This is a genomic window from Pedobacter sp. (assembly GCF_045627485.1).
In the GTDB taxonomy this organism is placed as follows: Bacteria; Bacteroidota; Bacteroidia; order Sphingobacteriales; family Sphingobacteriaceae; genus Pedobacter.
Window position 1 is genome coordinate 36,682 of record NZ_JAZQNU010000150.1, and the last position, 21,810, is coordinate 58,491.

Here is a 21,810-nt window from a genome sequence, read left to right on the forward strand (position 1 = left end):
GTTATTTCAATGCTTGTTCTAAATCTGCGATTAAATCGTCGATATCCTCTACTCCTACACTTAAGCGAAGCAGGTTATCGGTTACCCCAACTTTTTCACGTTCTTCTTTAGGGATAGAACCATGGGTCATGCTGGTTGGGTGATTAATTAAGGATTCTACACCCCCTAATGATTCGGCTAATGTAAAGACTTTAAAAGAAGAAGCTACACGGAAAGTTTCGGCTAAATCAGCTCCTTTTAACGTGATGGATACCATACCACCGAAACCACGCATTTGTTTCTTTGCGATATCATGATTAGGATGATCCTCGAAACCTGGCCAATAGATCTTATCGATTTTCGGGTGGTTTTTAAGGTAATGTGCAACCTTTTCGCCGTTTTCACAATGTGCTTTCATACGCAGGTGTAAGGTTTTGATCCCTCTTAAAACCAGGAAAGCATCTTGTGGTCCTGGTGTAGCACCACAGGCGTTGTAAACAAACCATAAATCTTTATACAACTGGTCGTCGTTTACCAATAATGCACCCATCACCACATCAGAGTGACCACCGATGTATTTGGTAACCGAATGCATCACAATATCGGCACCTTGATCCATTGGGTTCTGCAAATATGGAGACGCGAAAGTATTGTCGACCGCCAGAATGATCTTGTGCTGTTTGGCAATTTTAGCAACCCCCTCAATATCTACAATTTGCATGGTAGGATTGGTTGGTGTTTCTATCCAGATCAATTTGGTTTTTTCTGTAATATGTGGGGTAATATTTTCAGGTTTTGATAAATCTAAAAACTTAAAAGATATCCCATACTTAGTATAAATTTTAGTGAACATACGGTAAGACCCACCGTAAAGATCGTTACCGGTAATCACCTCATCACCAGGCTGCAATAACCTTAAAACGGCATCTGTAGCACCCATTCCACTCGAAAAAGCAAGGCCGTATTTGGCATTCTCCAGGGCAGCAAGACAGTTTTCTAACGCTTGTCTGGTTGGATTGGTTCCTCTTGAGTATTCAAACCCCTGGTGATCGCCAGGTGATTTTTGACAATAAGTAGATGTCTGGTATATGGGAGTCATTACTGCTCCAGTACTTGGATCAGGTTCCTGACCAGCATGGATCGCTTTAGTTGCAAATTTCATCATCATTAATATTTAAATAATTCAACATCCTCTAGCCTGTGCAATTAGTATGCACGGGCAAATAATACACGTTGCGTAGAGGGTTTACCTGAATAAACACAAACGCCGTCCTCTTGTTTGTTATTTAAAGGAATGCAACGGATAGTGGCTTTGGTTTCTTCTTTAATTTTCTGTTCAGTTTCTGGAGTGCCATCCCAGTGTGCAGCGATAAAGCCTGTTTTATTATCCAGCAGGTCTTTAAATTCCTGGTAAGAATTAGCCTCAGTGATGTGTTCCTCGCGGAAATTGGCCGCTTTTTTATAAATGCTGTTTTGAATTTCTTCAAGAAGTTGAGGAATGTAAATTTCCAGGCCTTCTTGGTTAACGGTGAATTTCTCACGTGTATCTCTTCTGGCAAGCTCCACAGTTTTGTTTTCCATGTCGCGACCACCAATCGCTAGGCGAATAGGCACGCCTTTCAATTCGTATTCAGCGAATTTAAAACCAGGACGTTGTGAATCACGGTCGTCATATTTCACCGAGATACCCATGCGTTTTAGCTTAGGCATTAACTCATCAACAAAGGCAGTAATTTTAGCCAAATCATCGTCGTTCCTGTAAATAGGAACAATCACCACCTGGATAGGCGCTAATTTCGGTGGAAGTACAAGTCCGGCGTCGTCACTATGGGCCATGATTAACGCACCTATTAAACGGGTGGAAACACCCCACGAAGTTGCCCAAACATGCTCTATCTTACCTTCTTTACTGGTGAATTTCACATCAAAGGCCTTGGCGAAATTCTGACCAAGGAAATGGGAGGTTCCAGCCTGCAAGGCTTTACCATCCTGCATTAATGCTTCGATGCAGTAAGTATCTAAAGCACCGGCAAAACGTTCATTGGCTGTTTTTTTACCCTTAATAACAGGCATGGCCATAAAGTTTTCAGCGAAGTCGGCATATACATCAAGCATACGTTCTGTTTCCTCAACCGCTTCTTTTGCGGTGGCGTGAGCGGTATGTCCTTCCTGCCATAAAAACTCCGCTGTACGCAGGAACAAACGGGTACGCATTTCCCAGCGCATCACATTGGCCCATTGATTAATCAGTAAAGGCAGGTCACGATAAGACTCGATCCATTTTCTATACGTATTCCAGATGATGGTTTCAGACGTTGGTCTGATGATCAGTTCTTCTTCTAATTTAGCAGTTTCATCAACGATGATATTACCGGTACCGTCGTTCTTTAAACGATAATGTGTCACAACGGCACACTCGGTGGCAAAGCCTTCAACGTGTGACGCTTCTTTTGAAAAATATGACTTTGGTATGAGAAGTGGAAAATAGGCATTACTATGTCCGGTATCTTTGAATTTCTGATCTAAAATACCTTGCATTTTTTCCCAAATGGAGTAACCATATGGCTTAATCACCATACATCCCCTCACATCGGAGTGGTCTGCAAGATCGGCTTTTATAACAATGTCGTTATACCACTGGGAATAATCTTCGTTTTTGCTTGTAATACCTTTGCTCATAACTCTCTGGAACGTTTTTTGTGTTAAATAACTTGTAATATAGGCAGCAAATTTATAAATTTATAGCTATATTAACGTAACACACACAAACAAATCAATACCATGAAACCGATTGGATTAATTACGAGTGTACTGGCAGCAGTTACGGTGATGATGGCATCATGTTCAGCACCGAGATTAGCACAAACAAATACAGTCAATGATGACGTCTATAACTCTGTGGCACAAGCGCAGGAATATGTAGCTCCTAAGCCTAGTGAAGCTTCGCGATACAGGGATGATGCAGAATATGATGAATATGGATCAAGCGATCCTTTTTATGATATGGATTATTCTTCCCGCATTAACAGGTTCTACTATGGCAGTCCGTTCCGCAGCTATTTTGACCCTTTCTATTATGACTATTATGGTTATAACAGCATTTATGGCTTAAACTATTTTTCACCATGGTACAGACCAGGTTTTTCTATGGGCTTTGGTTTCGGTTGGGGTTGGGGTAATTACGGCTGGGGAGTTTTCTCACCTTATTATGCCTGGAACCCATATTATGGCGGAGGTTATTTAGGTGGCATTTATGGCGGTTACTTTGGTGGCTACCCAGGTGGGGGTTTTGTAAACCGTTTACCTGGCACTACTAACTATGGTCCGAGACCAATCCGAGGAAGTTCAGATGGTATGGGCAGAACCGGACCGGTTCGTTCAACCAATGGTGTGATCTCTAATTCAGGTAGTCGTGCGGACAGGTATAACCCTAACCGCGGTACAGGAATTAACACGAACTCCAATACTAGAAGTAGAACAAACCGTGGCAGTTCTGACACTTACAGACCTACAACTCGTTCCAATGCACCAACAAGACCTTCTTACACCCCTCCTTCTTCAACAAGAAATGATGGTGGTGCAACAAGAAGTAGCGGAAGTGCCGGTGGTGGCGGAGGCGGTGGTAGCAGAAGTTCAAGAACCGGAGGCAGAAATTAACAAAACACTCTTTCACACTAAATGAAAAAATTTATCTCTCTACTTGGGTTAGCTATAGTAGCTAACACAGGAGTATTATATGCCCAATATGCAAGTGACGCACTTCGGTTTTCACAAACGAATTACGGAAGTTCTGCGCGATTTAAAGGCTTAGGAAATGCACAGATCAGTTTAGGTGGCGACATTAGCTCGGTTAGCGGTAATCCTGCCGGACTGGGTATGTTTACCCGTTCTGAATTCAGTATTACGCCTGAATATAATCACAGCATGAATGATGCGTTATACCTTGGGCAACGCACGAAAAGCAGCCTGGACAAAGTAAACCTGAACAATGCCGCTATGGCTTGGTACAATCCCACGGTAAGACGTGCGGGTTCTGACTTGAATAAAGGAGTGCTGAGCTTTGTATGGGGTATTGGCTTTAGCCGGAACAATGATTTTAATAACAACGTGGCTTTCGGTGGCCAGAATGCAAATAGCTCTATCGCTGATTTCTTTTCTGAAGATGCCTCAAGCTATAACGCCATCCCAAGTGCATTACCAAAGGGTTCATTAGCCAGAATGGCTTATGATACCTTTTTGATTGACGAATATGGTGATGACAATTACTACGAACCTGCAACAGCTTTAAATAACAGCCAGGGATATTCACAAACGCGATATGGATCAACATCAGAAATTAACTTTTCCGGTGCGATGAATATCTCTAACCAGTTATATATTGGTGCAAGTGTTGGCCTGGTAAATGTGCGTTATGGTTACGACTCCCAGTTTACGGAAGGTGGAACTAATATTTCTACCAACCCTGAAAATGAAATGGCGGGTAACCGTTATGATTTGTCTTATCGCCAAAGTCAGGCAACAGATGGGTCAGGAATTAACGGTAAAATCGGCATCATCTATAAACCCATAAATATCCTTCGATTTGGCGCTACTTATCAAACGCCAACCTGGATGAATATACAGGATACGTATTCGGAAGTACTGGATGCTAGTTATAGCAGTGGAAACAGATATACCAATGATCCTTCAAATAGTGTATTCGAATATAACTTAAGAACACCTTACAAGGGATCACTAGGTGCCAGTTTAATTTTAGGACAACATGGTTTGATCACAGCTGATGTGGACTACATTGATTATACGTCAATTAAGTTCAGTAATGCAGAAAACAACTATGCCCCTACGACCATCGTAAACAACAATACGGAAGTAAAAGATATGTTCACTGACGTTATTAACTACCGTGTGGGTGCAGAGTATAGAATTGACCAGTTAACTTTAAGGGCTGGTTACGGGGTAAACGGAACACCATACAAAGTTGATCCGGGCAACAAGTTTGAAACATCATTTTATAGCGGTGGCCTTGGTTACAAAATCAACCAGTATTACGTTGATGTTGCCTACCAAAGGGTAGAAACAAACAGTACTTACAGTCCTTACCTTTTAAACGACTTGTCTGAACCTGTAGCAGCGGTTAAACAAAACAGAAATAATGTTTTCTTAACTTTCGGCGTGAGGTTCTAAGCGAAATAACGCGCATAAAAAAACCTGGCTAATCACTAAGCCAGGTTTTTTTTATGCGCTTATATATTATATTATGATGTTTTGAATCTTTCAATGTTCTTTTCAACCACAGGATCTTTAATCAACTCCGGAGCGTGATGTGGTTTTTTCCTTGCATCGATAATTAAAGGACCTTTACATCCCCAGTGTTTATTTTTTATGAAACTCCCTACGCCATCAACATCTGTTGCCGGGTTACTACGGGTAAAGGTTACCCATACCAGGTTATTAATGTTTGCTGCCGTAAAGGTTGCATCATCACAAAGTACAATCAGCGCAATGCCATCCAGGTTTTGTGGAAGTAAAGTCGCTTTCAATTCGGCAAGTTCCTCTGCCGCACGGGTGGCATTCACATACGGTTCACCCTGCAACGCAAGCACACCAGGTATCGCCAGATGAAACTTAAGACTAAGGTTTTGCGGAACCGTTGTACTTAACTGTCTTTTTACAGGTCCGGCAGCGGCTAGTACGAGTTTTGAACCACTATTTAAGCCATCGCCCGTATAATCGAGCGTATCAATGGTCGTCTGAGTATGGAAATGCAGATCTCTGCTGAAGTCCATACGGGATAAGACATGACCAAGAAATTCAGCGATATGGTGAGTTGTTAATTGTTCATTATCTTCTTTAGCGGCGATAAAAAGGTACTTCGCCAGGCTCAGTTGGTTTTTACCTAGGATATGATTTGAAATTGTCAGAATCTCCTGTGGCTTTCTTTCTTTTAAATAAGGGGTATAACGTTCACTGCCTATCGCAAATAACAATGGGTGTACGCCAGCTGCATCAACTGCGTTTACCTCCTTCAATCCGTGTATTTCCTGAGGAATTGCAGAACCGGTGATTTCGTGGATCAGGGCACCAAAGCTGGTATCTTCCTGCGGCGGGCGCCCCACTACAGTAAAGGACCAGATGGCATCTTTACGGTGGTAGACCTGATGAACTTTCATTACCGGGAATGGGTGTTTAAGACTATAATAACCTAGGTGGTCGCCGAAAGGGCCTTCATCCTTGTTATCCTGAGGGTAAACCGTGCCTGTGATCACAAAGTCTGCATCGGCAGAGATACAGAAACCTTCATCATCGTAAAAATAGCGGAAACGACGGTTCCCTAATGCACCAGCAAAGGTCATTTCTGAAAGCCCTTCTGGCAAGGGCATTACTGCAGCTAATGGATGTGCCGGCGGACCGCCAACAAAGATACTCACCTTTAAAGGCAAGCCTTTTGCATTCGCTTTGCTTTGGTGTACACCAATACCGCGATGAATCTGGTAATGCAAACCCACCTCCTGATCTTGAATATAATCGTTACCTGCCATCTGTATCCGGTACATACCCAGGTTGCCATTGAGGACGCCTGGTTTATCTACGTCCTCGGTAAAAACCTGTGGCATGGTAATAAACGGACCACCGTCCATGGGCCAGTTCACAATTTGAGGTAAGGCGCTGATGGTTGTTTTCTCGAAGGTAGACTTGAAAAGACTTTGTTTCATTGGTAATGCCGACAAAGCGGCAAGGCCAACACCGGCAGATTTAAACGGGTTTTTTAAAGCCTTCATTGGATCACCTCGTAAAGCCACCAATTGCTGCACGTTTTCCAGGCTATCACGAAACATAAACTTTGACCGCTCCAGGGTACCAAATAAATTAGATACGGCTGGAAATTTACTGCCTTTGACCTTTTCAAAATAGATAGCAGGCCCCTGCTCTTCGTATACCTTTAAGTGTATTGCAGCCATTTCAAGATTAGGATCTACTTCCTCCTTAATTCTTAACAGGTGCCCATGTTTTTCTAAATCAGCAACGCATGCTGCCAAACTCTTATATCCCATCTATGCCAAAGGTATTAAACAATTTTGTTATAAAGGAAAACCCTATAAATAGAAAAACCACACCCATGGGCGTGGTCCTCACAAAAGAAAGGTATACTTACTTTTTGTTAGCGAATGAACGCAACATCCAGGTAGTTTTTTCTTTGAACTGCATAAAACGGTTCACCATGTCATTGGTCCCATCGTCATCAGCTTCATCAGTAGCTAATAAAAGTTCTCTTTCCAAAGCTATTAATTGAGACATGTCCCTTAGAATCTCGTCGATCATGTCAAAATCTTTCATCCCAATGGTATCAACTTCCTTTATGGTCGATTCTCTAATATAATCTTCAAATCGGCTATGTGGTGGTTTACCAAGGGTAAGAACGCGCTCAGCAATTTCATCTATCGTTGCCTGGGCTTCAGTATATAGTTCCTCAAATTTCACATGCAGTGTAAAGAAATTATTTCCTTTAATGTTCCAATGGCACCCTCGTAATTTCTGGTAATGAACATGATAATTTGCAAGGTATTCGTTAAGTAAATCAACAATTGGTTTCACTTCTTTTTCGTCCAAACTAATTTCTTTGGCATCCATAATATTTGAATTTTGGTTATATCAAGTTCCAAACACCAGGCGGTGTGAAAGGTTTTAAATAATTCCAAATTCATACAATACCGGCAGTATAATGCCGTTTTCTATACAGAATTTAACCTCTTAATTTTTATTTGTAAATTTGCCAAACCTTTTCAAGAAATCATTGATGCAAAAATATAATATCGTATTCCTGTTAGCCGTTTTTTTCTCCTTCTCTCAAACGGCAACAGCCACTGCTCTACCCCTGGATTCTATTGGTGTTGAAAATTTGAACGGAAAGAAACTGATCATTCACAAAGTGGCTCAGCATGACACCTATTACTCAATTAGCCGCAGGTATAATGTGCCTCATAAGGAAATCATGGCTTATAATGAGAACAAGTATCTTCAAATAGGTGTGATCATTAAAGTACCAACAGCACTAACTTTCTCAGGCAATACCTCAGGTATTGGCGCTGCTATAGTTAGTGAAAGCGAAAATACCCCATCCTATATAGAACATATGGTGCAGAAGAAAGAGAACCTTAATTTCTTAGCCGGAAAATATGGCACCACCGTAAACGAGATTAAACGCATCAACAATTTAAACAGTATCAACCTAAGTATAGGTCAGGTATTAAAAATGCCAAGCCAGAACGCACAAGCAGAAAATACAAACACAAATACCGTAGTTACTCCAGCTGTAGCTATACAACAAACTCCAACCACCACCAAGCCTGTTCAAGCTAACGTACCTCCTACTCCGCAACCACAACCAGTTAGGCAGCCACAACCTGTTAGACAAGAACCGAAATCAGTAAACACCAACGCGGCTGTTAAACCTACCGATACCACCTATGAAGATTTGATTGTGCATACCGTTGCTTCAAATGAAACAATTTATTCCATTGCCACCTCATACAACATGACGATGGACCAGGTTAAAGCAAAAAACAATCTAACCGGTAATACATTACGCATTGGGCAAAAACTGTTAATTAAAGGACAATATGGACAACGCAGACCTCAAGCCCCTGGAATTGGCGCTGATACCATAACGTCTATTACCGACCCTTCGCTTAGAGGTGCTCCAAGTCGTTATGGTTTAAACCAGATCGATGAACGCGGTTCGGCTATTTCCATTCAGGATGCTGACCTGGATCCTAACAAAATGTTAGTGTTACACCGTTCTGCGCCTATCGGAACCGTGATGAAAATCACCAATCCAATGAGTAACCGCTCTACATTTGCCAAAGTGGTTGGTAAATTCACCGAAAATGAATCTACTAAAGATGTTGTTGTTGTGATGACCCACGCTGTGGCAGAAGCATTAGGTGCCCTAGACAAAAAATTTTATTGCAATATAACATACAGCGGACAAGAGAATAATGAACAATAAACCAATAATTATTGGAATTGCAGGTGGTAGCGGTTCTGGTAAGACTTTTTTTTTAAATTCCTTTTTACACCATTTTAAGAACGACGAGGTTACTTTAGTTTCACAGGATGATTATTACATCCCTGCAGGTGAAATGACCCAGGAAGAAAATAAGTTGTACAACTTTGATCTGCCTACGACAATTGACCATGAACAGTTTAGTAACGACATTAAGAAGTTGCTAAAAGGCGAAGTGGTTTATAAAAAAGAATACAATTTTAATAACCCATTGGCGGTTGTTAAAATCCTGGAGATTAACCCCGCTCCGATTATTATTGTAGAGGGTTTATTTATCCTGTACTTTCAGGACATTGCGTCCCAGTTAGATTATAAAATATTTATTGAGGCAGAAGAGTCAGTGGCACTAGAACGCCGTATCAGAAGGGATGGCATGGAAAGAGGTTACCCCGAAGATGATGTACGCTATAAATGGCATGCGCACGTAATGCCTTCTTATAATGAGTTTCTGTTACCTTATAAGGGTACATGTAACCAGGTGATATTGAACAATGACAATACCCCTGATCATATTATTTCTACAACTGAAAAAATTGCTGCCGATTTAAAAGAGAAGTTCTGTAAATCGACCAGTTAATCTATTTGCATTTCCGGTGTATCATCATCGGCAAATAACCTGCCTGAGGTTGCGTTTCTTATGTAATCCACACTCACACCGGGTGCCCTTTCCAGAAGATGGAAACCACCCTCAGGCAAAATATCCAATACGGCAAGCTCTGTAACTACTTTCTTAATGCAGCGTACACCTGTTAACGGCAAGGTACATGCTGGCAGTAACTTACTTTCGCCAGCTTTATTCACATGCTGCATGGCTACAATAATATTCTTAGCAGAAGCTACCAGGTCCATTGCTCCGCCCATTCCCTTCACCATTTTACCTGGAATTTTCCAATTAGCAATGTCGCCATATTCCGATACCTCCATGGCACCTAAGATAGTCAGGTCGATCTTTTGACTTCTAATCATTCCGAAACTCATGGCAGAATCGAAAAATGACGAGCCAGGGAGTGTTGTAATGGTTTGTTTCCCTGCATTGATCAGATCAGCGTCTTCTTCCCCTTCAAAAGGGAACGGCCCCATACCCAACAGGCCATTTTCGCTTTGCAACTCTATATTAATATGTTCGGGAATGTAATTAGCTACCAGCGTAGGAATACCAATCCCTAAATTAACGTAATAACCATCCTTTATTTCCTTTGCGATACGTTTCGCAATTCCATTTTTGTCCAGCATATTACAGGGGCTTAAATTCTTTTTCTAACGGTAAGTTGTTCTATTCTCTTTTCGAAATGGGCACCCTGAAAAATGCGGTGTACGAAAACGCCAGGCGTATGTATCTGATTAGGGTCTAATTCACCAGCTTCAACCAGAATTTCCACTTCTGCTATGGTGGTTTTCCCTGCCATAGCCATTACCGGATTGAAGTTCCTGCTCGTTGCCCGGTAAATTAAATTACCGGCAGTATCGCCTTTCCAAGCCTTCACTAACGCGAAATCTGCATCAAAAGCATATTCCATCAAATAGTCCTTCCCCTTAAAATTTCGTGTTTCTTTGCCTTCGGCTACCTCTGTACCTACCCCGGCAGGTGTAAAAATAGCAGGTATGCCATAACCGGCTGCCATGCAACGCGTGGCTAATGTACCTTGCGGAATAAGCTCAACTTCAAGCTCCCCGCTTAACAACTGACGTTCGAACTCCGCATTTTCTCCAACATACGAAGAAATCATCTTTTTCACCTGTCTACCTTGCAGCATGAGGCCAATACCGAAGTTATCGACCCCTGCATTATTTGAGATACAGGTGAGTTCTTTTACCTGCTTTTTAACTAATGCAGCAATACAATTTTCTGGAATTCCACATAAGCCAAAACCGCCGAGCATGAGGGTCTGACCATCTTCTATATCACGGATCGCCTCCTCAGCACCCGACACTACTTTGTTGATCATATATTTGGTTTGTGGCTAATTTATAAAAACTAAGCGAAAATCAATTATTTTAAATAGACATAAGAGATGCCATCGCCACCGCGATCAGGGTGTTCATCTTCCACACGGGTAACCTGACTGTACTTTTTAAGGTATTCCCTAATTATTTTCCTGAGGATACCGTCGCCCTTACCATGAATGATCTTGATGAAGGGAAAGCCCATCATTACCGCACGATCCAGGTATTTTTCTACTTCCTGTAACGCATCTTCGCCACGACGACCACGCAGATCAAGTTCAGCAGAAAAAGAACCAACAGCCTCTGAAATGCTTCCAGAGTAAGAACTCGATTGCATAGCCTTTTTGGCCTGGGTATTACTGATTTTCTGGACCCTGTTTTTTTTCAGCACGGAACGCAGGTCGCCAAGCGCCACCACAAGGTTGTCGCGGTTAATCTCCAGCACCTGACCGGTGGTATCACTGTTGTTCAATTTTACCCAGTCGCCAACCTCAATTGGTGTATTTAAAGCTACCGGCGACGTCACTACAGGTTTCTTCTCTTCTTTCACCTGGTTTTGCACCAACACCTCATTCAGTTTCTGGCGCAGCTGTTTGGTGGCCACTTTATCCGCCTGTTTTTCCTTAATTTCGGCAATGGTGTTTTCCACCAGTTTATTGGCATTTTTTATTATCGCCTGTGCCTCCATTTTCGCTTCCTTTAGCAAGGTTTTACGATTTTCATCAAGGAAGATTCTTAATTTCTCATTCTCCGCAACCAGGTTCTTCACCTTGTTCTGCTGAGTAGACAAGAAGATCTTGGTGTCGTATATCTGTTTTTTCTCCCGCTCCAAATCCACCAGTAAAGTATCAATCCGGTTTTGATTGGTACCTATTTTTTCACGTGCAAGTTTTAGCACCTCCGGTTGAAGACCAATATTCTGTGCAATTTCAAAAGCATAGGAACTACCTGGCTTTCCAATTTCAAGCACATATAGGGGCTTCATTTTATCGTTATCAAACAACATAGAGGCATTTTCCAATCCCTGCGTATTCCCGGCAAAAAGCTTCAGGTTAGAATAATGCGTAGTAATCACCCCTCTAACCTTCTTATTATTCAATACCTCTAATACTGCTTCAGCCATTGGCCCACCAAACTGAGGATCGGTACCGGTACCAAATTCATCAATTAGCACCAGTGATTTAGGGGTGGCATGAGCAACAAAATACCGCATTTTCTTTAAATGGGCACTGTAGGTACTCAAATCACTCTCAATAGACTGGTCATCACCTATATCAGCAAAAATCTGATCAAAAATTCCAACCTCACTCGACTCATGCACCGGTATCAGTAAGCCCGACTGGATCATCAGCTGCAATAGTCCAACTGTTTTCATACATACCGATTTCCCTCCCGCATTGGGTCCTGAGACCAGCAATATTCGCAAGTTTTCATGAATCTGCATATTCAATGGCACCACTGTCTTTTTATCTTCTTTAAAAGAAAGCATTAATAAAGGATGGCGGGCATTAACCAGTTTTGTTTTCGCTTCTTTTACCAGTACCGGCATATCTGCCTCTACCTCAATGGCGAACAAAGCTTTGGCCCTTACAAAATCCAACTTCGTTAAAAACCCATGGTAAGATATCAGTAAAGGTGTGTACGGACGAAGTTCTGTGGTGAGGGCAATCAGTATTTTAATAATTTCCCGGCGTTTATCAAACTCCAGGTCACGTAGTTTATTATTAAGGGTAAAAACCTCTTCCGGCTCCATGTAAACAGTCTGGCCACTGGCCGACTCGTCGTGTATAAAACCTTTTAATTTACGTTTGTTCTCCGCCAGGATAGGAATACAGATCCTGCCATCACGTACAGTTAGACTACCATCAGCCACCCAGTTGCTACTAACGGCTTGTTTATAGATACTGTCCATTCGGCGGCGCACTTCCTGCTCAGCTTTTGAAATATCAGCAATGATCTGTAATAATGTAGGCGAAGCATTTGGCCTGATCTTTCCCTTCGGGTCTAAAACCTGTTCAATTTTTTTCAAGATGTTCTTCTCAACCGGAAGATGCTCAAAAAGCGCTTCCAGGTTTGGATAAACTTCCTTGCGCTCGTCAAAAAAACGAATCACAGAAAATACCGTTTGCAGTGAAGTATACATCTGGTATAATTCCTCTTCCACCAGGTAACTTCCTTCTACTTTTATTTTATCGGCTAAATATTTTATGTCAAAAAAAGCATTGATTTGCAGAGGTTCCTGGTTTTCAAGAATGCTTTTAAACTCTTTAGTTTGTCTTAAAAACTTATTAATTTGGTCATACTTAGTCATGACCTGCATCTTACTCACCATATGCTGGCCCATCGGACTTAAGCAGTTTTTATGAATAAGTGCTCTCACTTCGTTGAAACCCAGTCGCTCCAAACAATTCTCCGGATATAACATGACTACAGCGTTGATTGATTTTTTACGACTTTAACTTTCTTCCCTTGCCCACTTTTCAGATTTCTTCTTAACAACTTTTTGAGACTGTCTTTTTGAAGAGAATCTTTTTTCTTTTTCACCACCTGTTTAATGGAATCAGCCTTAATAGAATCTTGTCTTTTCTTTTGTAATTTCTCTATAGCGAGGTTGTGTAGTTTTTCTACTTTCACTTTATTTTTCTTAAAATCTGTTTCCAGTTTAACGTACATCGCATTCATAATCTCTGGATTCGAATAATAGAAATCCATACTCTTCGCATAGCTTGCAGAATCGATGCCAAATTTTTTGTATACGCCTTTATAATATGCTGCTGCGACTTTTCTTGCCGAGTCTTGCACCGGGATCGTGCTGATATAAGCATCAACCATGTGCATATCATATAAGATTTTCTGCATTTGATCTGGTTGAATGATCTCTTTTGGTACTGGAGATTTACACCCGTAGATGACTGCACAAATAAACCCCAGGAGTAGAATCTTCTTCATTAATCTTTAAACATTGTTATTTCTTAGCGCATTTTGCCCCAAGGTTGTTAATTTTACCAAAAATACTGATAAATGAGCATAGCCGATAACTTATTGAAATATAAAAAGGAATTAGAGGGTACAGGCGCAAAGCTGGTAGCCGTGTCAAAGTTCCATGATGCAGCTGAGGTAATGGAAGCCTATCAGGCTGGTCAACGTGTATTTGGAGAAAACCTGGTACAAGAGCTTGTGGAAAAACAGGCCCAGTTACCCGACGATATCGAATGGCATCTTATTGGCCATTTACAAACCAATAAAGTTAAATACATCGCCCCTTTCATCAGCTTAATTGAGTCGGTGGATAGCCTTAAACTACTCATCGAAATCAACAAACAAGCATCTAAAAATAAACGCGTAATCGACTGTCTTTTACAGGTATACATTGCCGATGAAGACACTAAATTTGGATTAGGTTATGATGAGGTGATTGAAATTTTACGTTCTGAAGAGTTCCCTACCTTAAAGAATATCAGGATTGTTGGTTTAATGGGCATTGCCACCAATACCCAGTCACAAAAACAGATCAGAGATGAATTTCAGGAACTTAAGGTGCTTTTTGATGGGATTAAAGTTACTTATTTCCGCAAGGATGATTACTTTAAGGAACTTTCCATGGGCATGTCGGCAGATTATAAACTGGCTATCGACGAAGGCAGCACCATGGTAAGAATTGGAAGCAACATATTTGGTAAACGCGTCATTAAACATTATAAAGCAGAATGAATATCAACATACGCACCGCAGTAGCAGCAGATTGTCCGGCAATACTAGAATTGATCCACGAACTGGCCCTTTACGAAAAGGCCCCCGAAGAAGTTACCGTAACCCTGGAGGAATTTATTGATGCAGGTTTCGGCAAACAACCGGTATGGAAAGCTTTCGTTGCAGAAGCAGACAACAGAATCGTTGGTTTCGCGTTGTATTATACACGTTATTCTACATGGAAGGGTTGTCGTTTATACCTGGAAGATTTTATCGTTACTGAAGAATACCGTGGAAAAGGCATTGGCAAATTGCTTTTTGAAACCGTTATAAAGGAGGCCCGCGATAAGGGATATAATGGCATGAGCTGGCAAGTGCTCGACTGGAATGCCCCTGCCATTAACTTCTATAACAAATACAATGCGTATATGGAAGCGGGATGGTTAAACGCTTCGCTTTCAACAGAAGCACTTCAGCATTAAATTAAATTGTTATGAAAAAAATCTTTGCAGTTTTCCTGGTGGCCATCATGTTTGCCTGCCAGCAAAAAAAAGATCATACGGAAAATGGCATAAATGGCAATCTGACTCAGGAAGTAACGGCAGATACGCTAACTTATTCCTATGATTCAGTAAAAGTTTACAGTAAAACTCCACTATCTCCAAATAGACAAGTCATTGACACCGCCAAAGCAGTAATCACATACCCGGTGTTTGCCAATAAAAAGCTTAACCAACTGGTTGAAGAAAACGCATTATTTTCATACAATCCCGATAAGGAAAAGCCAAAATCTTATAAGGAAAGTGTCACAAATTTCATTGCTGACTTTGACGCTTTCAAAAACGAAAACAAAAGCAGCTTTCAAACCTGGTTTAGAAACATCGACATTAATGTGCTGCCCCAATGGAAAAACTATGTCGGTTTACAATACACACTGGTGGAATATACAGGAGGTGCCCATGGAAGTACTATAATTACCTATAAAAACTATAATGCCAGGACGCTGAATTTACAAACTACCGACTCTTTGATTAAGCCTGGCACCAAAAAGGAGTTAACTAAAATTGCTGAACAGATCTTTAGAAAAGATGAAAAACTAAGTCCTACGCAAAGTTTAGATAACTATTTCTTTGAAAAAGGAATCTTTGTGTTACCTGAAAATTTTAAGTTGAATAAAAATGGAATCACATTTCTATACAATATCTACGAAATAAAACCATATTCTTCTGGAAGAACAGCGCTTTTTATTCCTTACAACGACATTAAACAAATCCTTCAAGCTAATCCGATATTACCTGCAATTAATTAATATGGAAGTTTACAAATTTGGTGGAGCATCTGTTTGCGATGCAAAATCCATCCAAAATATGGCGGAACTGATTATTAAATCAGACGCCAATCAGTTATTGGTTGTTGTTTCTGCAATGGGAAAGACAACCAATGCCTTAGAAAGCCTAACACATGCTTTCATCAGCAATAATGGCGAAAGTTTCAACATATTAGAACAAATCAAAACCTATCACTATGACGTGATGAACGAACTGTTCGCTGATCACCAGCATCCGGTTTTCAATGATGTAGCGAATGTATTTGTAGAAATTGAATGGTTATTGGAAGAGGAAGCCATTGATGCGCCCGACTACATTTACGACCAGATTGTGTCGATCGGGGAAGTTGTCTCTACAAAAATCATTGCAGCGTACCTACAGTCCATAGGAAAGAACGTTATCTGGGCTGATGCACGTAACTATATCAAAACCGATAATAATTACCGCGAGGCAATTGTTGATTGGGAAAAAACAACCCAGGAGATACAACGTCATTTATTTCATCTATTAGAAAAGTCTGTGGTCATCACCCAGGGATTTATTGGAGGCACCAGTGAAAACTTTACCACCACACTTGGCCGTGAGGGTTCCGATTATTCTGCAGCCATTTTTAGCGCATGCCTTAATGCCACTTCCCTTACCATTTGGAAAGACGTACCGGGAGTGCTCAATGCCGACCCAAAGTGGTTTGAACACACCCAAATGATTCCTCAATTATCATATCATGATGCCATTGAGCTGGCTTATTATGGCGCAACGATTATACATCCGAAAACTATCAAGCCACTACAAAATAAAAACATTCCTCTTTACGTACGTTCCTTCGTAAGTTGCGGAAGCCCGGGAACTGTCATTAACGGCCAGGTCACTGAATCACCATTTCCTTCTTTCATATTCAAGATGAATCAGGTACTGATTTCTATCTTTCCTAAAGACTACTCTTTTATTATAGAAGATAGTCTAAGCGATATTTTCAGTATTTTCCATAAACACAAGGTAAAGGTGAATACCATGCTCAACTCCGCACTTAGCTTTTCGGTAAGTGTTGATCAAAATGAGCAAAAGGTACTAACACTGATTGCCGAGCTTAAGGAAAAATACCATGTAAAATATAATACAGGGCTCGAACTGGTTACCATTAGGTATTATAACCAGGAAACCATTTCGAGGTTAACCGAAAACAAACAAATACTTTTGGAAGTGAAAAGCCGTAATACCTGCCAGATTCTCATGAAATCATTATAAGAACCTCAGCATTGTTGAATAAAGAAATACTCAATCCAGAAATTCAGGAATATATCAACTCGCATTTACAGGTTGATGTACACCAGCTTGCTATGGCTAAAAGCCCATTTACTGGTGTTACAGCACAGGAACTTGCTAATCAGATTACTTCAAAAAACAAAGCAGAGAAGAAACTTCCTACCTGGTACAAGGCGAACTATATCTACTACCCTGCGGCGCTGTCTATAGAACAAACGTCATCAGAGAAAACTGCCGCCTACAAAGCAGATCTTGTTGGCACGAAAACAGTGGTTGACATTACTGGTGGCTTTGGTGTAGATAGCTTTTATTTTGCAAAGAATGCCGCAAAGGTGCTGCATTGCGAAATTAACCAAGAGCTGTCACAAATAGCGGAACATAATGCTTCGGTTCTTGGCGCCACTAACATGACTTTTCTGGCAACAGACGGTATTGACTACCTGCAGCAGACAGCGGAAACTTTTAACACGATCTATGTAGATCCAGCAAGAAGAGGCGGACTTGGTAAAGTGTTCATGCTTAAAGACTGCACACCTAATGTGGTTGAACATATGGATCTGTTACTGAAAAAAGGCGAACAGGTAATCATCAAAACCTCACCTCTGTTGGACATCAGTGCCGGCTTAAAAGAATTAAAACACGTAACGAGAGTTCATATCGTTAGCACAAAGAACGAATGTAAAGAGTTATTGTTTATTCTGGCGAAGACTCCTGCAGATGAGGTGAAGATCGTTAGTGTAACTATTAACGATACCATCAAAAAGTTTGAGATGGCCATGGACCAGCGCGCAGAAATTACCATTGCAGACCAACTACAAACTTATATTTATGAACCAGACGTGGCTCTGCTTAAAAGTGGGGGCTTCAATGTCATTGCCGAAGCTTATGGTTTGGAAAAGCTCCATGAACAAACACAGATTTATACTTCCGATGTATTTAAGCAAGAGTTCCCTGGACGCATATTCGAGGTAGAGGAAACAATCAGTTCTGCTACATTAAAAAAAAAGAAAGACATCAAGGCAAACATCATTGTAAGGAGCTATCCGGAGAAACCAGCAGCGTTGGCAAAGAAATATAACATTAAACCAGCAAAAGATGACTTTCTGATTTTTACTAAAACGAAAATCTCAAACAACCTAATTATAAAAGCTAAGTTAATACAATATTATTAAAGAAAAACGCCCTTCCGTCGTAGCGGAAGAGCGCTTTTCTTTAAGGGTGCGAAGTGTTAGTTGTATTTCCTAACTCTTACCGCCTGGTAGCCTTTTTGTCCTTCTGCTATATCAAATTCTACAGCATCGTTCTCTTTTAGGCTATCAATGCCCCCCTGCACGTCTTTAAAGTGTACAAAAATGTCTTTGTTGTTTTCGTAAACAATAAACCCATACCCCTTTTCCGAATTAAACCATTTTACTTTCCCGGTGTTCATAATCTTAGTCTTAAATAAATAATAAATTTTATCTTGGTAACTAAAATTATCATTTTAATTGAACTAAACCAAAAATAAATGAAATTTTTATTTATTTGGTTGCGGGGTTGTTCTAAGGTATGGTTTTATCTCTTTATAGCCCTTTGGAAAGCGGCTAGGGATCTCTTCAGTCTTGATGGAGTTCATTACAATGACGTCCTCGCCATCCTCCCAATCAGCTGGCGTGGCCACACTATATTTGGCAGTCAGCTGCAAAGAGTCGATTACGCGAATCACTTCATTGAAGTTCCTACCAGTAGAAGCCGGATAGGTAAGCATCAGTTTTACTTTTTTATCAGGAGAGATAATAAATAACGAACGCACCGTTAATGTTTCTGAAGCATTGGGATGTATCATATCATAAAGATCAGCGATCTTCCTGTCTTCATCTGCAATAATTGGAAACTCTACGTTTGTGTGCTGCGTTTCGTTGATGTCATTGATCCAGCCTTTATGCGACACTGCCGAGTCAACACTTAAGGCTAAGACCTTCACATTTCTTTTTTCAAATTCGTCTTTCAAGGCTGCCGTACGACCAAGTTCTGTGGTACATACTGGTGTATAATCTGCTGGATGAGAAAACAACACACCCCAGTTGTCTCCCAGAAATTCATAAAAGTCAATTTTGCCAATCGATGTCTCTGCTTGAAAGTTTGGCGCTACATCTCCTATTCTTAAGCTCATAATCTACTTATTTAATGTTCAACTTTATTCTATTAATAACTACAAATTTAGTATACTATTTGACATAACAGCAGGTTTCCTGAAAATGTTAGACAAAACTGAAAAACCAGCAATTACAATGAAGCATAAAAGCTCAGAATAAAATTAAAAAAAAAATCCCCGACACCATCAGGCATCGGGGATTGTACAAAATATGTGTAGTTATTAATTATATACTTTCACCATAAATACATAATCTTCAATTTTTTCAATCTGTTTAGTTCTGGTCAAACCTTGTAAAGGGCTCTTCTTAACGTGAGTCACTTTTTTACCTAAAGAATCCTGTGGAATGGCGCCTAAGGCTTCAAGGATATATTGAGATTTTACAGCAAACGCTGCACCTTCAACCTGGTATTCCCTCGCACTAATAACGCCGATAACATTACCTTCATTATCCAACAGCGGACCACCACTATTTCCAGGATTAACCGGGATCGATACCTGGTAAGCTGTAGTATCACCTGCATGACCAGTTTTTGAACTCACATAGCCTTCACCTAATACAGCGTCATCTTTAGGGAAACCCAAAGTATACACATTCTCTCCCATGCCAATGTTATTGCTTTTCAACTTGTAGGGTAGGGTTGATAAAGTAGAGAAGTTCTGGTCAACAATTTTCAAGATGGCCAGGTCGTATTGCGGATCCTGATAAACCACTTTCGCTTTAAAAGCTTCACCTTTACTATTCTGTACATATACAGAATCAGCACCACTTATAACATGCAGGTTTGTACAAATATACCCGTTGGTGGTTAGGGCAAAACCAGTGCCGCCAACTTTAGCCGGTGTAGTCGGAACAGTTGTTACGGTACTATTATTCAGGTTCTTGATCAGTTTATTCTGTGAATTTTTGATTTTAACCAATTCACGGCTCATCACTTCATAACTGCCGTTTTGTTTGGTGTTATATTGTATAGAATAAATGGACACCATGGCAAGCAAAGCAAATGAAGCGGCTACCGCAATTGCCGATTTATGATTTTTCCATAATTGCACAATCATCGAAGGTTTAGGTTTCAATGCTTCTTTTAAAGCCGGTATATCCATGGTTTCATGGATAGCATTCATTTGGTTCTTCAAGGAATTGATGGCTCCGTAGTCTTTTAAGGAAGCCAGGAAAACCTGATGCGAAACTACCTTATGATCAACCGAAGGATCATTGGCACGCAATTCCTCAAAAGCTTTGGCTTCTTCCTCAGAGAGCTTTCCCGAAAGGTAATCATCTATAATCGCTTCTAACGCTAGTTCGTTTCTCATTTCGTAGTTATGTTTGAAAAAACAATTTCTTTAACCGTTGCAAACATTTATATTTCTGCGTTTTCGCATTATCCGTATTGGTGTAACCGAATTTCTCCGATATCTCCTGCATGGATAAATTATTAATATAAAAGTCCTGAATAATCGTTTTGCAAGGTTCTCCAAGATGAACAAGGGCCGACTGCATTTTCTCAAATTGCCTGTCCTTTTCCTCGTGTAATTCCATATCAGTCTCCACCGCTTCAATATCCTCAAAATCCGCCACGTTTACAGCTTTTTTGCTCTCCTTAGATAGCTTTTTTAGCCATATTCGCCTGCAAACCGAATAGATATAAGTCTTAAGTTTACTGCTTAATTCGAATTCACCGCTCTTAATCTTGTTATATAAAACAATAATTGCTTCCTGGTAAACATCTTTAGCATCATCCTCATCACCGTTGTTTTTCAAAATAAACTGCAGAATCATCGGGAAATACCCTACATACAGTCTATTAAGCGTGTCCTCTGAGTTATTTAGAATTCCTAAAACTACTTCTCTATCTGTTGGAACTGAATTGCTTAACGTCTTACTCACCAATTAATACTTTTATATGTGAATGGTAACCCAATTATAAATAAAAAATTTACTTTTGCCCCAATTATACCGGTATATAGCTTTAAAAAGGGGTTTTCTAAAGGTACAAAGAATTTATTTTTATTTTTTTTACAAACCTAGGGTTACCTTTTACAATTACCAGTATTAACTTGTAAAATTAATTAATTATTTAAACGGAAATTAGAATGAAAAACTTATTTAAATTTGGCTTTTTAGCTTTAGCAGTATCTTTATCAGTAGCAGCATGTAACTCAGAGTCAACTGATTCAGGTGCAGATACACTTCTTACTGATTCTTCAACTATCATCACTGATACTACTGTTGTTGATACTACTATCAATGATTCAACTATCGCTGATACTACAGTTCAAGTTGAAACTACTACTACTGAAACTGCTCACTAGTCAAAATTAACTTTTCAAAAAAGGCTTTGGTTTAACCAGGGCCTTTTTTATGCCCTTTACTTGCCAATAAGCGCCCCATGCTTTCCCCATTTCCC

General features: G+C 40.4%; 22 protein-coding genes. 10 read left to right on the forward strand and 12 right to left on the reverse strand.

Annotated features, from left to right (window positions below; genetic code table 11):
• Position 1 precedes the first annotated feature (1 nt).
• Positions 2 to 1,141: a cystathionine gamma-synthase gene (locus tag ACR2F3_RS11730; RefSeq protein ID WP_432710193.1), complete on the reverse strand. Its 1,140-nt coding sequence runs from the start codon at positions 1,139 to 1,141 to the stop codon at positions 2 to 4.
• A gap of 44 nt (positions 1,142 to 1,185) precedes the next feature.
• Positions 1,186 to 2,658 carry a proline--tRNA ligase gene (proS, locus tag ACR2F3_RS11735; protein ID WP_432710163.1) on the reverse strand — a complete coding sequence of 491 codons (1,473 nt, stop codon included), beginning with the start codon at positions 2,656 to 2,658 and terminating at the stop codon, positions 1,186 to 1,188.
• Between the two features lie 102 nt (positions 2,659 to 2,760).
• On the opposite strand from proS, the gene ACR2F3_RS11740 reads away from it, so the two are divergent.
• Complete coding sequence (locus tag ACR2F3_RS11740; protein ID WP_432710164.1) at positions 2,761 to 3,636, forward strand: hypothetical protein; 876 nt, start codon at positions 2,761 to 2,763, stop codon at positions 3,634 to 3,636.
• 21 nt (positions 3,637 to 3,657) lie between these two features.
• Complete coding sequence (locus ACR2F3_RS11745; RefSeq protein ID WP_432710165.1) at positions 3,658 to 5,163, forward strand: OmpP1/FadL family transporter; 1,506 nt, start codon at positions 3,658 to 3,660, stop codon at positions 5,161 to 5,163.
• A gap of 71 nt (positions 5,164 to 5,234) precedes the next feature.
• On the opposite strand, the gene ACR2F3_RS11750 is transcribed toward ACR2F3_RS11745, so the two are convergent.
• Positions 5,235 to 7,031, reverse strand: a complete 1,797-nt coding sequence (locus ACR2F3_RS11750; protein WP_432710166.1) for a UbiD family decarboxylase — start codon at positions 7,029 to 7,031, stop codon at positions 5,235 to 5,237.
• A 97-nt stretch (positions 7,032 to 7,128) separates the two neighbouring features.
• Positions 7,129 to 7,608: a Dps family protein gene (locus tag ACR2F3_RS11755; protein WP_432710167.1), complete on the reverse strand. Its 480-nt coding sequence runs from the start codon at positions 7,606 to 7,608 to the stop codon at positions 7,129 to 7,131.
• Positions 7,609 to 7,774: 166 nt separating this feature from the next.
• Here ACR2F3_RS11755 and ACR2F3_RS11760 point away from each other — a divergent pair, with 166 nt between their 5' ends.
• Together ACR2F3_RS11760 and ACR2F3_RS11765 are read left to right on the forward strand one after the other, a co-directional pair.
• On the forward strand, positions 7,775 to 8,986 hold the full coding sequence (locus ACR2F3_RS11760; protein WP_432710168.1) for a LysM peptidoglycan-binding domain-containing protein: 1,212 nt from the start codon (positions 7,775 to 7,777) through the stop codon (positions 8,984 to 8,986).
• Entirely contained in the window at positions 8,976 to 9,620 is a 645-nt protein-coding gene (locus ACR2F3_RS11765) for a uridine kinase family protein (RefSeq protein ID WP_432710169.1), read from the forward strand. Before ACR2F3_RS11760 ends, ACR2F3_RS11765 begins: the two co-directional genes overlap by 11 nt.
• Here the strand turns inward: ACR2F3_RS11765 and ACR2F3_RS11770 are convergent.
• From ACR2F3_RS11770 to ACR2F3_RS11785, 4 genes are read right to left on the reverse strand one after another with little or no spacing between them, the layout of a single operon-like run.
• Positions 9,617 to 10,276 carry a 3-oxoacid CoA-transferase subunit B gene (locus ACR2F3_RS11770; RefSeq protein ID WP_432710170.1) on the reverse strand — a complete coding sequence of 220 codons (660 nt, stop codon included), beginning with the start codon at positions 10,274 to 10,276 and terminating at the stop codon, positions 9,617 to 9,619. The two genes, ACR2F3_RS11765 and ACR2F3_RS11770, sit on opposite strands and share 4 nt — an antisense overlap.
• Before the next feature lie 11 nt (positions 10,277 to 10,287).
• On the reverse strand, positions 10,288 to 10,989 hold the full coding sequence (locus tag ACR2F3_RS11775) for a CoA transferase subunit A (protein ID WP_432710171.1): 702 nt from the start codon (positions 10,987 to 10,989) through the stop codon (positions 10,288 to 10,290).
• 44 nt (positions 10,990 to 11,033) lie between these two features.
• Positions 11,034 to 13,412, reverse strand: a complete 2,379-nt coding sequence (locus ACR2F3_RS11780; RefSeq protein WP_432710172.1) for an endonuclease MutS2 — start codon at positions 13,410 to 13,412, stop codon at positions 11,034 to 11,036.
• Between the two features lie 2 nt (positions 13,413 to 13,414).
• A complete protein-coding gene (locus ACR2F3_RS11785; protein ID WP_432710173.1) occupies positions 13,415 to 13,936 on the reverse strand; it encodes a DUF4296 domain-containing protein in 522 nt (173 codons plus the stop codon).
• Positions 13,937 to 14,008: 72 nt separating this feature from the next.
• Here ACR2F3_RS11785 and ACR2F3_RS11790 point away from each other — a divergent pair, with 72 nt between their 5' ends.
• Genes ACR2F3_RS11790 through ACR2F3_RS11810 form a run of 5 tightly spaced genes read left to right on the forward strand, consistent with a single transcriptional unit; the run spans position 14,009 to position 18,440 of the window.
• Complete coding sequence (locus ACR2F3_RS11790) at positions 14,009 to 14,698, forward strand: YggS family pyridoxal phosphate-dependent enzyme (protein WP_432710174.1); 690 nt, start codon at positions 14,009 to 14,011, stop codon at positions 14,696 to 14,698.
• The gene (locus tag ACR2F3_RS11795; protein WP_432710175.1) at positions 14,695 to 15,159 is read left to right on the forward strand and encodes a GNAT family N-acetyltransferase; all 465 of its coding nucleotides are present in this window, start codon (positions 14,695 to 14,697) and stop codon (positions 15,157 to 15,159) included. Before ACR2F3_RS11790 ends, ACR2F3_RS11795 begins: the two co-directional genes overlap by 4 nt.
• 11 nt (positions 15,160 to 15,170) lie before the next feature.
• The gene (locus ACR2F3_RS11800) at positions 15,171 to 15,986 is read left to right on the forward strand and encodes a DUF3298 domain-containing protein (protein ID WP_432710176.1); all 816 of its coding nucleotides are present in this window, start codon (positions 15,171 to 15,173) and stop codon (positions 15,984 to 15,986) included.
• Position 15,987: 1 nt separating this feature from the next.
• Positions 15,988 to 17,250 carry an aspartate kinase gene (locus ACR2F3_RS11805; RefSeq protein ID WP_432710177.1) on the forward strand — a complete coding sequence of 421 codons (1,263 nt, stop codon included), beginning with the start codon at positions 15,988 to 15,990 and terminating at the stop codon, positions 17,248 to 17,250.
• 14 nt (positions 17,251 to 17,264) lie between these two features.
• On the forward strand, positions 17,265 to 18,440 hold the full coding sequence (locus ACR2F3_RS11810) for a THUMP-like domain-containing protein (RefSeq protein WP_432710178.1): 1,176 nt from the start codon (positions 17,265 to 17,267) through the stop codon (positions 18,438 to 18,440).
• 56 nt (positions 18,441 to 18,496) lie between these two features.
• On the opposite strand, the gene ACR2F3_RS11815 is transcribed toward ACR2F3_RS11810, so the two are convergent.
• From ACR2F3_RS11815 to ACR2F3_RS11830, 4 genes are all read right to left on the reverse strand, one after another.
• The gene (locus ACR2F3_RS11815) at positions 18,497 to 18,697 is read right to left on the reverse strand and encodes a cold-shock protein (protein ID WP_196860224.1); all 201 of its coding nucleotides are present in this window, start codon (positions 18,695 to 18,697) and stop codon (positions 18,497 to 18,499) included.
• 87 nt (positions 18,698 to 18,784) lie between these two features.
• Complete coding sequence (locus tag ACR2F3_RS11820) at positions 18,785 to 19,420, reverse strand: peroxiredoxin (RefSeq protein WP_432710179.1); 636 nt, start codon at positions 19,418 to 19,420, stop codon at positions 18,785 to 18,787.
• Between the two features lie 204 nt (positions 19,421 to 19,624).
• Positions 19,625 to 20,716, reverse strand: coding sequence for a S1C family serine protease (locus ACR2F3_RS11825; RefSeq protein ID WP_432710180.1), 1,092 nt, complete (start codon positions 20,714 to 20,716; stop codon positions 19,625 to 19,627).
• 7 nt (positions 20,717 to 20,723) lie between these two features.
• The gene (locus ACR2F3_RS11830) at positions 20,724 to 21,290 is read right to left on the reverse strand and encodes an RNA polymerase sigma factor (protein WP_432710181.1); all 567 of its coding nucleotides are present in this window, start codon (positions 21,288 to 21,290) and stop codon (positions 20,724 to 20,726) included.
• Between the two features lie 206 nt (positions 21,291 to 21,496).
• On the opposite strand from ACR2F3_RS11830, the gene ACR2F3_RS11835 reads away from it, so the two are divergent.
• Positions 21,497 to 21,715, forward strand: coding sequence for a hypothetical protein (locus ACR2F3_RS11835; protein ID WP_432710182.1), 219 nt, complete (start codon positions 21,497 to 21,499; stop codon positions 21,713 to 21,715).
• Positions 21,716 to 21,810 lie beyond the last annotated feature (95 nt).

Bases quoted from the DNA above. Each gene is read 5' to 3' on its own strand.
- ACR2F3_RS11730 (WP_432710193.1), bottom strand. From the start codon at position 1,141: ATGAAATTTGCAACTAAAGCGATCCATGCTGGTCAGGAACCTGATCCA.
- proS (WP_432710163.1), bottom strand. From the start codon at position 2,658: ATGAGCAAAGGTATTACAAGCAAAAACGAAGATTATTCCCAGTGGTAT.
- ACR2F3_RS11740 (WP_432710164.1), top strand. From the start codon at position 2,761: ATGAAACCGATTGGATTAATTACGAGTGTACTGGCAGCAGTTACGGTG.
- ACR2F3_RS11745 (WP_432710165.1), top strand. From the start codon at position 3,658: ATGAAAAAATTTATCTCTCTACTTGGGTTAGCTATAGTAGCTAACACA.
- ACR2F3_RS11750 (WP_432710166.1), bottom strand. From the start codon at position 7,031: ATGGGATATAAGAGTTTGGCAGCATGCGTTGCTGATTTAGAAAAACAT.
- ACR2F3_RS11755 (WP_432710167.1), bottom strand. From the start codon at position 7,608: ATGGATGCCAAAGAAATTAGTTTGGACGAAAAAGAAGTGAAACCAATT.
- ACR2F3_RS11760 (WP_432710168.1), top strand. From the start codon at position 7,775: ATGCAAAAATATAATATCGTATTCCTGTTAGCCGTTTTTTTCTCCTTC.
- ACR2F3_RS11765 (WP_432710169.1), top strand. From the start codon at position 8,976: ATGAACAATAAACCAATAATTATTGGAATTGCAGGTGGTAGCGGTTCT.
- ACR2F3_RS11770 (WP_432710170.1), bottom strand. From the start codon at position 10,276: ATGCTGGACAAAAATGGAATTGCGAAACGTATCGCAAAGGAAATAAAG.
- ACR2F3_RS11775 (WP_432710171.1), bottom strand. From the start codon at position 10,989: ATGATCAACAAAGTAGTGTCGGGTGCTGAGGAGGCGATCCGTGATATA.
- ACR2F3_RS11780 (WP_432710172.1), bottom strand. From the start codon at position 13,412: ATGTTATATCCGGAGAATTGTTTGGAGCGACTGGGTTTCAACGAAGTG.
- ACR2F3_RS11785 (WP_432710173.1), bottom strand. From the start codon at position 13,936: ATGAAGAAGATTCTACTCCTGGGGTTTATTTGTGCAGTCATCTACGGG.
- ACR2F3_RS11790 (WP_432710174.1), top strand. From the start codon at position 14,009: ATGAGCATAGCCGATAACTTATTGAAATATAAAAAGGAATTAGAGGGT.
- ACR2F3_RS11795 (WP_432710175.1), top strand. From the start codon at position 14,695: ATGAATATCAACATACGCACCGCAGTAGCAGCAGATTGTCCGGCAATA.
- ACR2F3_RS11800 (WP_432710176.1), top strand. From the start codon at position 15,171: ATGAAAAAAATCTTTGCAGTTTTCCTGGTGGCCATCATGTTTGCCTGC.
- ACR2F3_RS11805 (WP_432710177.1), top strand. From the start codon at position 15,988: ATGGAAGTTTACAAATTTGGTGGAGCATCTGTTTGCGATGCAAAATCC.
- ACR2F3_RS11815 (WP_196860224.1), bottom strand. From the start codon at position 18,697: ATGAACACCGGGAAAGTAAAATGGTTTAATTCGGAAAAGGGGTATGGG.
- ACR2F3_RS11820 (WP_432710179.1), bottom strand. From the start codon at position 19,420: ATGAGCTTAAGAATAGGAGATGTAGCGCCAAACTTTCAAGCAGAGACA.
- ACR2F3_RS11825 (WP_432710180.1), bottom strand. From the start codon at position 20,716: ATGAGAAACGAACTAGCGTTAGAAGCGATTATAGATGATTACCTTTCG.
- ACR2F3_RS11835 (WP_432710182.1), top strand. From the start codon at position 21,497: ATGAAAAACTTATTTAAATTTGGCTTTTTAGCTTTAGCAGTATCTTTA.